The organism is Pseudoduganella sp. R-31, assembly GCF_049913235.1.
Lineage (GTDB): Bacteria > Pseudomonadota > Gammaproteobacteria > Burkholderiales > Burkholderiaceae_D > Rugamonas.
In genome coordinates this window covers 3471232-3484498 of sequence record NZ_CP183986.1, presented here as the reverse complement: position 1 = coordinate 3484498, position 13267 = coordinate 3471232, and the positions used below count along the sequence as shown (strand labels likewise).

At 64.5% G+C, this 13267-nt stretch carries 12 protein-coding genes and 1 pseudogene; 4 read left to right on the top strand and 9 right to left on the bottom strand.

All coding sequences use genetic code 11. From position 1 onward, the window contains the following. Positions 1–54 precede the first annotated feature (54 nt). Genes ACN9MY_RS16000 through ACN9MY_RS15980 form a run of 5 tightly spaced genes read right to left on the bottom strand, consistent with a single transcriptional unit; the run spans position 55 to position 6596 of the window. Positions 55–2541 carry a DNA internalization-related competence protein ComEC/Rec2 gene (locus ACN9MY_RS16000; protein ID WP_426335724.1) on the bottom strand — a complete coding sequence of 829 codons (2487 nt, stop codon included), beginning with the start codon at positions 2539–2541 and terminating at the stop codon, positions 55–57. 26 nt (positions 2542–2567) lie between these two features. Next, positions 2568–3371: a TatD family hydrolase gene (locus ACN9MY_RS15995; protein WP_426172074.1), complete on the bottom strand. Its 804-nt coding sequence runs from the start codon at positions 3369–3371 to the stop codon at positions 2568–2570. Positions 3372–3381: 10 nt separating this feature from the next. Beyond that, complete coding sequence (lolD, locus tag ACN9MY_RS15990) at positions 3382–4059, bottom strand: lipoprotein-releasing ABC transporter ATP-binding protein LolD (protein ID WP_426317880.1); 678 nt, start codon at positions 4057–4059, stop codon at positions 3382–3384. Next, entirely contained in the window at positions 4052–5314 is a 1263-nt protein-coding gene (locus tag ACN9MY_RS15985) for a lipoprotein-releasing ABC transporter permease subunit (protein ID WP_426317879.1), read from the bottom strand. Before ACN9MY_RS15985 ends, lolD begins: the two co-directional genes overlap by 8 nt. Then, complete coding sequence (locus ACN9MY_RS15980; protein ID WP_426335723.1) at positions 5307–6596, bottom strand: lipoprotein-releasing ABC transporter permease subunit; 1290 nt, start codon at positions 6594–6596, stop codon at positions 5307–5309. Before ACN9MY_RS15980 ends, ACN9MY_RS15985 begins: the two co-directional genes overlap by 8 nt. Before the next feature lie 26 nt (positions 6597–6622). Between ACN9MY_RS15980 and ACN9MY_RS15975 the strand changes: the two genes are divergently transcribed. Beyond that, positions 6623–7612, top strand: coding sequence for a hypothetical protein (locus ACN9MY_RS15975; protein WP_426172068.1), 990 nt, complete (start codon positions 6623–6625; stop codon positions 7610–7612). Next, entirely contained in the window at positions 7609–9303 is a 1695-nt protein-coding gene (gene recJ / locus ACN9MY_RS15970) for a single-stranded-DNA-specific exonuclease RecJ (RefSeq protein WP_426335722.1), read from the top strand. The genes ACN9MY_RS15975 and recJ overlap by 4 nt, the downstream gene beginning before the upstream one ends. Here the strand turns inward: recJ and ACN9MY_RS15965 are convergent, their stop codons facing one another. The 4 genes and pseudogenes from ACN9MY_RS15965 to ACN9MY_RS15950 form a co-directional block, all read right to left on the bottom strand. After that, positions 9304–9756: a YybH family protein gene (locus tag ACN9MY_RS15965; RefSeq protein ID WP_426172065.1), complete on the bottom strand. Its 453-nt coding sequence runs from the start codon at positions 9754–9756 to the stop codon at positions 9304–9306. It abuts the gene before it with no gap. A gap of 32 nt (positions 9757–9788) precedes the next feature. Next, positions 9789–10598, bottom strand: coding sequence for a type VI secretion system baseplate subunit TssG (locus ACN9MY_RS15960; protein ID WP_426335721.1), 810 nt, complete (start codon positions 10596–10598; stop codon positions 9789–9791). Further along, positions 10562–11788, bottom strand: a complete 1227-nt coding sequence (locus ACN9MY_RS15955; protein WP_426337639.1) for a type VI secretion system baseplate subunit TssF — start codon at positions 11786–11788, stop codon at positions 10562–10564. Before ACN9MY_RS15955 ends, ACN9MY_RS15960 begins: the two co-directional genes overlap by 37 nt. 6 nt (positions 11789–11794) lie before the next feature. Beyond that, a pseudogene (locus ACN9MY_RS15950) lies at positions 11795–11941 on the bottom strand (type VI secretion system baseplate subunit TssF); the annotation flags it as partial. Positions 11942–12136: 195 nt separating this feature from the next. Between ACN9MY_RS15950 and ACN9MY_RS15945 the strand changes: the two are divergent. Together ACN9MY_RS15945 and ACN9MY_RS15940 are read left to right on the top strand one after the other, a co-directional pair. Next, positions 12137–12574: an MbcA/ParS/Xre antitoxin family protein gene (locus tag ACN9MY_RS15945; RefSeq protein WP_426172061.1), complete on the top strand. Its 438-nt coding sequence runs from the start codon at positions 12137–12139 to the stop codon at positions 12572–12574. Then, positions 12575–13258: an RES family NAD+ phosphorylase gene (locus ACN9MY_RS15940; protein WP_426335720.1), complete on the top strand. Its 684-nt coding sequence runs from the start codon at positions 12575–12577 to the stop codon at positions 13256–13258. Positions 13259–13267: the final 9 nt, after the last annotated feature.

Here is a 13267-nt window from a genome sequence, read left to right as displayed (position 1 = left end):
TGATTTGTGGCAAATACCATAATAACGTTGTCATCAAGCACATCCCAGCATCGGTCAGCGCCCATGCCAGTAACGCGGATGTTGCGCGCGCCATGCGCTGACGTCCGTTCGATCGCCGAACGCCAGCGACACTGCGCCCGCCTCGTCGGTGCGCCAGATGCCGGCGCCCAGGTCCACGTATCGTTGCAGCACGTCGGCACGCGGATGGTGGTAGCGGTTGCGGTAACCGAGCTGGAAAATTCCATGCTGCGGCCGTACCGCAGCCAGGAAGGCCGGGGTCGACGAGGTGCCGCTGCCATGATGGGGCACAAGGAGCACATCGGCACGCAGCTTGTCCGGCACAGCCGCTACCAGCGCTGCTTCCTGCTTGGCTTCAATATCGGCCGGCAGCAGCAAGCTGCCGCTCCTCGCCGCGATGCGCAGCGTACAGCCGCGGGCATTGGGCTTCAGGCCCGGGTCTTCATAGCTGGCGGCCGACGGGTGCAGCATTTCGAAGCGGATGCCGTCCCACTCCCATTGTTGCCCCGCCAGGCAGTGCGCGTGCCGCGGCGACGCTTCCGCGATCGGGTGACCGGCCGGCAGCGATGACAGCACCCAGCCGGTACGGATGTCGCGCAATATCGCCAGGGCGCCGCCGGAATGGTCAGTGTCGCTGTGGGTGACGATCATTCCGTCCAGGGCGTTGATGCCGCGCGCCCGCAAGTAAGGGAGAATTACCCGGTTGCCGCCGTTGGTTTCGGGGGTGTAGGCCGGGCCGGTGTCATACAACAGGCGATGACCGCTCGTTTCAACCAGCATGGCCATGCCCTGCCCTACATCGAAGGCGATGACGCGCAACTCGCCGGCCGGCGGGCTTTCCGGCTGTGCGGACAGCAGGGGCAGCCAGCAGGCCAGGCCGAGCCAGCGCAGGGGCCAGCCGCGAGGCGCCAGCATCCAGGCCGTTCCGGCAAGGGCGAAGACAAAAATGGGCCAGGCCGGCGTGGGGGCGGACCACACGGCCAGTGGCTGGGCCGAGAGCCATTGCAACACGTCGAGCAGCGACTCCAGCAGCCAGTGCGCGCATTGCAGCACCGGCGCGGCCAAAGGGGCCGGCAAGACGCTGCCCGCAAGCGCCAGCGGCGTGACCAGCAGGCTGATGGCGGGGATGGCGATGGCGTTCGCCAGTGGGCTGATCAAGGAGACTTGAGAAAACAGCAGCATCGTCAGCGGAACAAGGCCGACAGTCACTGCGACCTGCGTTACGGCAGCCAGGCGCAGGTTCTCGCGCAGGCGGATGAACCATGCCGCTTTCCACCTGCCACCGGGCTTCGAATCGCCATCAATGGGCATCGCCGACGCTGCACCCGTTGCGACTTCGGCGGCCGGCCCGGAGCCTGCAAGCGACAACCGGCCCACCGTCGCGTACAGGATCGCAGCGACTGCCCCAAACGACAGCCAGAATCCCGGCCACATCACCGCCCAAGGGTCGAGAATTACCACCACGGCTGCGGCCAGGGCCAGCACATGCGAAATGGCTGACAGCCGGTCCAGCCATACCGCGAGCGCCACCACGGCCAGCATGTACAAAGTGCGCTGCGCCGGCACCCCGAAACCCGCCAGCGCCACGTAGCCCCACGCTGCAAAAAAGCCGGCAATCACTGCCAGCCGCGCCGCAGGCAGCAGCAACGGCAACTGCCATTCCGGCATGAAGAACGATTTTCGCCAAAGCCAGCCGGCCAGCCATGCCACCAGGCCGGCGATCATGGTGATGTGCAAACCTGATATGGAAACGAGATGCGAAATCCCCGTGCGGCTGAACACTTGCCAGTCCTGCGGCGAGATCGCGCGCTGGTCGCCCATTGCCAGCGCGACTATCTCGCCCGCATAGCGCGCATCCGGCAACGCAGCGTTGATATGCTCGCGGATTGCGTAACGGGCGCGCTCGACGGCGTTGTGCGCGGTCGGCATGAAACCGGCCAGCCGTTCGTTGCTGCCCTCGGCCCGCACATACCCTGTGGCGCGGATACCCTGCTCCAGCAGCCACAATTCATAGTCGAATCCAAAGGGGTTGGCATTGCCATGCGGCCGCTGCAGGCGAACTTTGAGGCGCCAGCGCTCGCCCGGCAGCAGTTCGGGCGGCGGCGCGCCGCCGCCAGCGCGCGGCCCGGCATACCAGGACAGGACGATACGGGGCGGAACGGCCGATGGCGATTCAACGGCAAAATTGAAGCGAATGCTGCCGTCCTGCCGGCTTGGCAGGCTGTCGATCGTGCCGACGATCTCGAAGTCGCGGCCCTCGTCCGCCTTTGCAAGTTCATCGGACAGGGCGCCTTGTGCGACCAGGGCGGCCCAGGCGAAACCGGCCAGTGCACCGGCCGTAGCGGCAAGTCCTGCGCGCAGGAAGGAAAAGGCCAGGCGGGCGCGCCACGCAGGCACCAGGACGGCCAGGGCAGCGAGCACCGCGCCGAGCACGCAGGCCAGCTGGACGCCCGCTCCCGGCAAGGCTGCCTGCCCCTGCAGCCACGCCACGCCGCCGATCAGGCCGAGGATTGCGCAGCGCATCTCCCCCTCCCCGGCTGGCTGGCCGGTCAGGCGGCCATCAAGGCCCGCAAGCGCGGCATCACATCCAACGCATTTTGCGTTGTCGCCGTAGCGACCCCGGCTGGCTCCTCGCCACGCAAGGCCGCCAGCGCTTCGCCGATCCCTGCGACCTCGGCCGGCGTGTTCACGCCCGGGTGCACCCAGGAAGGCGCAATGTCCGGCGCATCCGTCTCAACGACGATGGAGGACAGCGGCAATTCAGCCGCCAGGCGGCGGATCTGCAGCGCGCGGGTAAAAGTCAGGTTGCCGCCAAACCCCAGCTTGAAGCCCGCATCGATATAGGCCTGCGCCTGCTGGAAACTGCCGTTGAACGCGTGTGCGATGCCGCCCGCTGGCCCCACCTGCCGCACATGCTTCAGCACCTGGTCCTGCGACTTGCGCACATGGCACAGCACCGGCAATTCGAAATCCCGTGCGATCTTGAGCTGTTCGCGCAGGAAGAACACCTGCTTCTCGCGCATATCCGGCTCGCACAGCATGGGAATAAAGAAATCCAGGCCAATCTCGCCGACCGCCACGAAGCGCGGATCGTCCATCGCCTGCGCTACGGCCTCGCGCATGTACGCCAGGTCGTCCTCCACGGCATGCGGCACGTAGATGGGATGGATGCCCAGCGCGTAACTGGCATTCGGCGCCTGGTGCGCCAGCTCGCGCACCACCGGAAAATTGGCGCTGTCGACCGCAGGTATCACCACCATCCCCACGCCGCGTTCCTGCGCCCGCGCAGCCAGCGCCAGCGATTGGCCGCCGAATTCGTGCGCGTCAAGGTGGCAATGGGTATCGATCCACATGGCGCGGTCCTCAGGCAGGATTCAAGCCTTCGTCGGTCAGGCGCAGCATGCGGTCGCAGCGCTCCGCCAGGCTTGCGTCGTGGGTGACAATGATGAAGGCCGTGCCCAGCGTGCGCGACAGCTCGAGCATCAGGTCGAACACCTTCTCCGCGGTCGAATGATCCAGGTTGCCGGTCGGCTCATCGGCCAGCACGCAAGCGGGTTGCGTTACCAGCGCGCGCGCCAGGGCCACGCGCTGGCGTTCGCCGCCGGAGAGCTCGCCCGGCACGTGCGTTACGCGCTTTTCCAGGCCCACGCGCGCCAGCATTTCACGCGCCGCCTGCTCCGCCTCTGCGCGCTTGACGCGACGGATCAGCAAAGGCATTGCCACGTTGTCCAGTGCCGAGAATTCCGGCAGCAGGTGATGGAACTGGTAGACGAAGCCCAACTCGCGGTTGCGCAGGTCGCCGCGCGCCGCCTCGTTCATCGAAGCGAAGTCGCTCCCTTTCAGTACCACGTTGCCGCTGGTTGGCGTATCCAGGCCGCCCAGCAGGTGCAGCAGCGTCGACTTGCCTGAGCCCGAAGCCCCGACAATCGCCACGCGTTCGCCGCGCGCGACCGACAGGTTGATCTTTTCCAGCACCTTGACCCTGTAACTGCCCTGGGTGAAGGTCTTGCCGAGGTCGCGGCAGGTCAACACATTACTCATAGCGCAGCGCCTCCGCAGGTTTGACGTTGGCCGCCCAGCGGCTCGGGTACAAGGTCGCCACGAACGCCAGCAACACGGCAACCACGCCGATCACGCCAACATCGGACCAATGCATGTCCGATGGCACGGAGCTGATTGTGTATATATCTTTAGGCAAGAACTGCACTCCCAGGAGGTTTTCAATAAATGGAACGATGACGTCGATATTCAGCGACACCAAGACGCCGCCGGCCACGCCAAGCACGGCGCCGAGCAAGCCGACCAACGCGCCCTGGATCACGAAGATCTTCTGGATCGAGCGCGGCGAAGCGCCGATCGTGCGCAGGATGGCGATATCGGCCTGCTTGTCGGTCACGGTCATGACCAAGGTCGAGACGAGGTTGAAAGCCGCTACCGCCACGATCAGCGCCAGCACCACGAACATCATGCGCTTTTCAGTTTGCACCGCTGCGAACCAGGTCGCATTGAGTTTTGACCAATCCCGTACAGTCATTTCCTTTGGCACCAGCTTTTGCAGCTCGCCAGCCACTTCAGGCGCGCGATGCATGTCCGCCAGGCGCAGGCGCAGGCCCGCCGGGCCTTCAAGTCTCAGTAGCTTCCGGGCATCCTCGAGATGGATGAAGGCCATGCTTTCGTCGAACTTCTGGTGCCCCGCCACGAAAACGCCGGCCACGGTGAAGGTGCGCATGCGCGGCACGATGCCGGCCGGGGTCACGGTCCCCTGCGGCAGCACCATGGTGACCTTGTCGCCGAGATTGACTTGCAAGGCGCGGGCCATGTCGATGCCCAGGACGATGCGGAACTCACCCGCCTTCAGGTCGTTGAAACTGCCGTAACGGGTAGTCTTTGCCAGGTCGGACACGTTCGGCTCCACCTCGGGCAGCACGCCGCGCACGACCGCGGGCCGCAGCGCCTCGCCGCCGTGCGACAGCATGGCCTCGGCCTGCACGAACGGCGCGGCGCCCTTCACTTCAGGATTGGCTCGCAGCTTTTTGGCCAGGTCTTGCCAGTCCGGCAAGCTCGTGCCCCGTTCGAAGACCTCCACGTGGGCCAGTACCGACAACATGCGGCCCGTGACGTCCTTGCGGAAGCCGTTCATCACCGACAGGATGATGATCATGGCGCCGACGCCAAGCGCGATGCCGCCGACTGAAATCAGCGAAATGAAGGAAATGAAGCTGTTGCGGCTATTGCGCTTGCCCGCACGGGTATAGCGCAGGCCGACGATCCATTCGAAAGGCAGGTTTTTACTCATAACGCAGGGCCTCCGCAGGTTTGACGCGGGCGGCCCACCAGCTTGGGTAGAGGGTCGAGACAAGTGCCAGCAGCAAGGACGTTACGCCAATCGAGGCGACATCGCCCCAGCGCAGGTCCGAAGGCACGGCACTGATGAAATAGATTTCCTTGGACAGGAAGTGCACGCCGAACAGGCTTTCCAGCCCGCCCACGATAGTCCCTACGTTCAGTGCCAGCAGAACGCCGCAGACAACGCCGATGGCCGTGCCGGCCACTCCCACCAGGGCTCCCTGGACCACGAAGATCTTCATGATGGAAAACGGCGATGCCCCAAGCGTGCGCAGGATGGCGATATCGGCCTGCTTGTCGGTCACCGTCATCACCAGCGTGGCGACCAGGTTGAAGGCTGCTACCGCGATGATCAAGGTCAGGATTATGAACATCATGTTCTTTTGCGACTTCACAGCTGCGAACCAGCCGGCATTGAGCTTGGTCCAGTCACGAATCACCAACTGGCCCGGCAAAACGGTGCGCAGTTCATTCGCCACGGCTGGAGCCTTCTGCATATCCTGCAAACGCAGGCGCATGCCGAACGGGCCGGCAACGTTGATCAGTTCCTGGGCGTCCGCCAGGTGGATCAGCGCCAGCGCGGAGTCGAACTCGTTGTGGCCGGATTCGAAAGTGCCCGCCACGGTGAAGGAGTGCAGAGTGGGCGCCATGTTGGAGGTGGAATTCCCCTGTGCCATCGCCAGCGCCACCTTGTCGCCCGGCTTCACTTCCAGTTCATTGGCCAGTTCCGCACCGAGGATGATGTGGGAAGAGCCGGGCTGCAAGAGCTCCAGCGCGCCTTCTTTCATCTGCTTGCCGATATCGGAAACCCTGGGTTCTTCGCCCGGCAGGATGCCGCGCACGATGGAAGGACGCATCAAGTCGCCGCCATGCACGAGCATCCCTTGCAATTCGATGAACGGCGCTGCCCCCTTCACCTGCGGGTTGCGGGCCGCCAAAGCCGCGGTGGCACGCCAGTCGCCCAGGCCAGCCCCACTCACTTCATAGACTTCCACATGCCCAAGCACGGAAACCATGCGCTCGGTCACCACCGTCTGGAAGCCGTTATAGACCGATAGCACGACAATCAAGGCCGTGACGCCAAGAGCGATGCCTGCCATCGAAATCGCGGAGATAAAAGAGATAAAGCTATTGCGCCCATTGCGCCTGCCAGCGCGTGTGTAGCGCAAGCCAACCAGCCATTCAAACGGCATTTTTAATAAATTGACACAGTAAAGCCCGCAGTTTGCCATATAAAGAGTTTCCACTACAATGCCGCATGGCTTCCACGACCGTCGTCCTCCCCTTCGCATTGCCGCCCGCCGAACTGGCCCCGGAACTCTCCCGCAACCTGCAGGCGCCGTCCCTGGCGATGTTACTTTCACGCAATAGCTTGCTGGAAAAGCATGTTATCGCAGACGATAGCCGCATATTGCCGCATGAAGCATGGCTGGCCCGTGCGCGCGGCGGCCTTGCCGCAGCCGTCATGCGCGGCTTCGGCCTGGCACCTAAGGAAGGCTATTGGTTCATCGTCCATCCAGTCCACATCCAGCTCGCCCGCAACCACCTGGTCCTGGCCGATTCGCGCCGTTTGCGCCTGGACGAGGCGGATTCGCGCGTGCTGTTCGACCTGGCCAGGCCGTTTTTCGATGAACTGCTTTGGGGCGACGCCGAGACCTGGTTCATGCGCGCCGATGGCTGGCAAGGCCTGGATGCCGCCTCGCCCGATGCCGCCATGGGCAGCAACCTGGCCGACTGGATGCCGGCCGGCCCGAACGCCCTGGCCTTCAAGAAGCTGCAAAATGAGATCCAGATGCTGTGGCACGAGCATTCCGTCAACGAAGCCCGCCAGCAGCGCGGCCTTGCACCCGTGAATTCGTTCTGGATGTGGGGCGGCGCACAGGCGGAAGCCCCCATGGCCGAGCACCAGCCGATGGCCGTAGCCACGCCCGCGGCGGCGGTCGTGCCATCCTGGCTGAAAGCCCTCTCGGCGGGCAGTACTGCGGCGGCGCCCGGTGCACATGGACCGGTCGTGCTGCCACACCTGATTCCCATGGGCGCCGGCAATGACTGGGGCGCCTGGCTGGGCGCCATGCAGCAACTGGAACACGAATGGTTCGCCCCCTTGCTGGCCGCCCTGCGCAACGGCAGCACAAATGAACTGACAATGATCCTGACCAGCCGCGAAGGCTGGACTGAAATCCGCACCAGCAAAGCCGCGCTGCGCAAATTCTGGCGCGCACAGAACCTGAAGAACCTCACGCAATGACCCGTATCGCCATCCGTCCCTGCCCGTCGCAGGAAGCCGAACTGCTGCGCCAGGGCGGCATCCATCCCGTGCTGGCCCGCCTGTTTGCCGCGCGAGGCCTGAACAACCCGGCAGAAATCTCCAGCGAACTGGCTGCGCTGATCCAGCCCTCCGGCCTGCTGCACATCGACCGGGCTGCCGAATTCCTGGCCGACTCCATCGCTGCCGGCAAACGCATGGTCATCGTTGCCGACTACGACTGCGACGGCGCCACTGCCTGCGCCACCGCCATTCGCGGCTTGCGCGCCATGGGCGCCAAGGTGGACTTCATCGTCCCCAACCGCTTCGAATACGGCTACGGACTGACGCCGGAGATCGTCGACCTGACCGCGCGTGAGAAAGCGCCCGACATCATCATTACCGTCGATAACGGCATTGCCAGCATCGAAGGCGTGGCAGAAGCCAAACGGCGCGGCATCGACGTCGTCGTGACCGACCACCACCTGCCCGGCGACAGCCTGCCCGACGCCCGCGTCATCGTGAACCCCAACCAGCCCGCTTGCGGCTTCCCGTCCAAGCACCTGGCCGGCGTGGGCGTGGTGTTCTACGTGCTGCTGGCGCTGCGCGCCGAAATGCGCCGCCGCGGCGTGTTCGACGCACAGTCGCAGCCAAAGCTCGATTCGCTGCTGGACCTGGTCGCCCTGGGCACGGTCGCCGACGTGGTGCGCCTGGATAGCAATAACCGCATCCTCGTCGCCCAGGGGCTGAAGCGCATGCGCGCCGGCCGCATGCATGCCGGCGTGGCTGCCCTGTTCCGCGTTTCCGGACGCGCCGTGCGCACCGCCTCTCCTTTCGACCTCGGCTTCGCTCTCGGCCCGCGGCTGAACGCAGCAGGCCGGCTGGAAGACATGTCGCTCGGCATCGAATGCCTGCTGACGGACGACGAGACGCGCGCCTGGGAACTGGCGCAGCAGCTTAACGACATCAACCTGAAGCGCCGCGAGATCGAGGCGGAGATGCAGGACGCCGCCCTGCTGCACCTGGACGATTTCCAGCCCGCAGACAGCACCACGATTTGCGTCTACGACGATAGCTGGCACCAGGGCGTGATCGGCATCGTGGCCTCGCGCCTGAAAGAACGCTTCTACCGCCCAACCATCACCTTTGCCCCTGCGGGCGACGGCATGATCAAGGGTTCCGGCCGTTCGATCCCCGGCTTCCACCTGCGCGACGCGCTGGACCTGGTATCCAAGCGGGCGCCTGGCGTGATCGACAAGTTCGGCGGCCATGCCATGGCAGCGGGCCTTAGCTTGCGCGCCGAAGCCTTCGAGCATTTCTGCGCCGCCTTCGAGGCGGTCGGCCAGGCCTGGCTGAGCGAATCGCAACTGGAGCGCGTGGTCGAAACCGATGGTCCCTTGGAAGACAACTGCTACACCACCCAGTTCATTGAACTGCTGGATGGCCAGGTATGGGGCCAGGGCTTTGCGCCCCCGGTGTTCTGCGATGAATTCCGCGTGCTAAGCCAGCGCATCCTGAAGGACCGCCACCTCAAGCTGATGCTGGAAAAGAAAGGCATACGCTACGACGCCATCTGGTTCGGCCATACCGATGCGCTGGGCGAACGGGCGCGCGTGGCCTTCCGCCTGGATGCCAATGAATACAACGGCGTGACCCGCGTCCAGTTGCTGGTGGAGCACGCCGAACCGGCTTGATTACGGCTTCCTGCAATCGCAAACACGTTCGCCTTTGTCGAACACGATGCGCCATTTGCCTGGCGCTTCCTGCCGCCAGACGGAGTTGAAGCGGCCGGTAACCTTGCCTTGCGGGTCGCGCACCGGGCCGGACGAATGCGCCAGGGTGCCGGAGTCGAGTACTTCGACCTGGTCCGGCTCCCAGCTGAACGGGGCTTCCGGCTTTTCATAGAACGCTTTCCATTCGGCGGCCACGGCATCCCTGCCGCGCAAGACCTTGGGGCCGCTATAGAAAAGCGCCTCGTCCGCCAGGAAGGAAGCGAATGCCAGATGATCGCGCCTGGCCATGGTGGCCGCGAAGGCGCGCTCGGTATCGGCGACCTGCTGTTTCAACTCCGCGTTATTGGGCGGTGCCTTGATGGTGGTGCACGCAGCCGTCGCCGCAAACGCCAGCAGCGGGATCATCTTCTTCATTCTGCCTCCTCGCTTTGTTTTCTGGCCAAATACTAGCAAAGCCGGTAGCGCAAGTCATCCCTTTCGCCGGGCGGCTGCGTGGCCAACAGCGCGTCATGTCCCAGGCGTGCCACGGCACCCAGTTGCGCAACTGCGCTCACGCCAGCGCCAAGGTGTACACGAGCCTCGGCCTGGATGCCGCTATCCTCCGCGGAGGCCCGCCATAGCCGGCCCAATGCCAGCGCGTCCCTGCCGCCGGGCAGGAATGCCTGGGCCGATTGCGCGTCAAGCGGGCCGACATGGACCTGCACGGCGCTATCGATCCGCCACAGGCGTTCGCCGAGGAGCGCCCCGTCGCCGCAGCATGCTTTGCCGCCTCCGAGGGCGCTGGCCTGCCCTGGCGGCAGCATTTCCCAGCGCCCGGCAAACTGCTCGATCCATACCGGCACGCCCAGGGCATGCGAAAGCCGCTCTCCGAGCGCCCTTGCCCTGAGCGGGCCGCGCTGGAGCGGCAATTGCGGCAAGGGTGTGTATTCAGGACGGCCTTCACGCCATGCGGCGCAAAATGCATCGATTGCCGGCGCCGACAACAGGTCGATGAAGGCGCGTGCCTCGGCGCCGGCGGCGCGCGCCACGGCCTCCGTGTAGTAGTACGGCAGCGCGCCCGCCATGCCGAGCAAGCCTATGCACCCTGGAGTGACCGCTCTGCTGTCCAGCGCAACCACGTCGCAGGCGGGGAATGCCAGGGACAGGCTGTTGCGCCATTCCGGCGCGCCAAGCATTCCTGCCAGCTGGAAGATGGCATATCCGGTTGCATCGGCCGCGATCATTCCATCAGCTTGCCGGCGTTCCTCGCTTTGCATCGCATCAGCTCCTCTCCGGTGGCGGCCGACACCAGGACCAGCCGGCTAAATGTGTTCATGTGCGCGCACTCGCCAAAGAAGCGGTCCATGACTTGCGCGAACAGCAGCATGCCGCAGCCTGAGAATGCCCCTTCCTCGACTTGCAATCGGATTTCAGTGCCAGCAAGCGGCGAGGCGCGGCCGGGGCACAACAGCGCGGGCCGCAACTCCAGCCCTCTCACTGCGCTGATGATTGCGCGGCTCGCCGGGGAATGATCGATTGCCTGGCTGGCCATCAGTTCGCGCAAGGCATCGGCATCAAGCGGCAGGCGGTCCAGCGCCAGCAAGGCGTTGAGCTGCCAGCGGCAGCCGGGACCTCGAGCCGGCCGTGCCAGCACTTTGTCCCGCTCGCAGCAGGTCACGTCGACCGATGCGACTGTGCCGGCCGGCCAGGCGTACGCGCCGTGGAAGGCGATGCGCCATTCATGGCCTGCCGGTGCATCGTCGACATTGCGCACGCTCCATCCCACGTCCTCCGCACCGCCGACATGGACCCGGTCAATGCTGAAGATCTCCAGTTCGGGCGGGACCGACAGCAGGTATTCGGTTCGGCGCCCATCGATGCGGATGGGCGAAGCGGCGACACGCTGCAGACAGGCGCGCGCCGTCCAGCCGGCGCGCAGGTGGCCCGCTTGCAGTGCCTGCAGGAGGCGCGCCGGGGGCGCCGGCAGCCTCAGTTTCGCGCTCCTGGCGCCTGCAAAGGGCGACAGGTCAAGGCGCAGGATATTGAAGCGCGCGGGAAAAGTGAAGTACTCGCGCAGCAGCGCCAGCCCGGCATGCGCGCCAGGCGCACGGTGGAGCAGCGCTTCCACAGGATCAAGGCCTGATGGCTCGAATGGCCAGCGAGCAATCGGCAGCCACTCGCCGGCATCATTCCCGCGAAGGGCAGGCGCCGAGCCTGTCTCGCCAAGCAAGACACTGCGCAAGGCCGCACTGAAAGCGGCGTCACCGTCAATGAAGATGTCCAGGGCGTTGGCAGGGCCGCCCGGGCGAATGGCCTTGCCGAGATCAAGCACCAATTCGACCGAGGCCTGCGGGCCGTGGTGGTAACTGGCGGAGACGATTGCTGCGGCCGGCCCTGCAGCAGGCGCCAAGCCAATCCAGCACGCCGGGAACGGTTGCCACTGCCCCGGGAAATGCAATTCCAGCAAATGCTCATCCTGCTGGCAACGCGCCCTCTGCAAGGCCAGTGCCGTCCGCGCGTGGAGGGTGGCAACGCCCTGCACCAACCGGTCGACATGGGCGTCCTGCGGCCAATCGCGGAAGCCAAGCTGCTCCGCCAAGCCGGGATGCCGCTCAGCCATGCTGCCGGCATTCGTCGCGAATCGTCGCAGTTGGCCCTCCAGCGCAGCAAGCATTTTCTCCATCGCGCGCCCTTGTTCGATGATTTAATGCAATATTGGCAGCGGGCAGCAAACCGCGTTTTGACACTGCACAAACACATTCAACTTGAAACAAATACGGAAATGGAGTATAAATAATCCATAAACGGAGGACATATGAATCCCGCATTTGCCTACCCCGACAGCGAATACACGATTCCTCAACCAGTCGACCTGAGTCGCAAAGAAGAACGTGAACGCCTGTCGCACGCCGCCCTCAAGGGCTTTTTCAAACTGGTCGCCGCCTGGAAGTTACGCGACGACGACGCCCGCGAATTGCTGGGCGGCCTGTCCAGCAGCGCCTTCTATGAGTGGAAAAAGCACCCCGACCGCGTGCTTGAAGTCGACCGCATTACCCGTATTTCCTACCTGCTTGGCATCTACAAGTCGCTGCACATCATTTACGGCGACAAGCTGGCTGACGAGTGGGTCAGCCTTGCCAACCGCAACAGCATTTTCGGCGGCCGAACCCCGCTCGATTACATGGAAGCCGGCGGCCTGCTCGCCATGCAAACCGTGCGCCAGTTGCTCGACGCTCGTCGCGGAGGCCTGTAATTGCCGCCATTTCGCCTGCTGCGCCAATTCGACACCGTGCGCTTGATTCCGTCGCGCTTCGTCTATAAAGAAGATTCCGTGCTGGCCGCCCTCGCCGATAACGACGCCGAGCTGCACCAGCTGTTTGAACTCGATAACGCCACCAATGCCCGCCTGCGCGCCGAACACGGCGGCGCTATCGGTATCGGTATCGAAGAACTGGTTTATTACGTCCCCAATTACCGCAGCATCAATGCGGCCTTTACCTACGCCCGTCCGCAAGGCAGCCGCTTCAACGACGGGCAGCGCGGCGCCTGGTATTGCGCCTTCGAGCACGAAACGGCGCTGGCGGAAGTGATCTTCCACAAGACCGTGGAATACGCCGAAATCGACCGTTTCGACGACAGCGTCAGCTATCAGGCCCTGCTCTCGGACTTCAGCGCCCAGTTCCACGACATCTGCGGCCAGCCCGAATATGCCGCTTGCCTGGACCCGGACAGCTACGTCGCCTCGCAACGGCTGGCGCGCAGCCTGCTGGCCGAAGGCTCCACCGGCATCATCTATCCAAGCGTGCGCCGCGCTGGCGGGACCAACCTGGCGTGCTTCCGCCCAGCGCTGGTGGGCAATGTTCGCAAAGGCCCGGCGTATCGGTTAACATGGCGGGGTTCGCCGACGGCCATCGTCGAGCAGATTCCCACGATTTAAGAGTTGAAA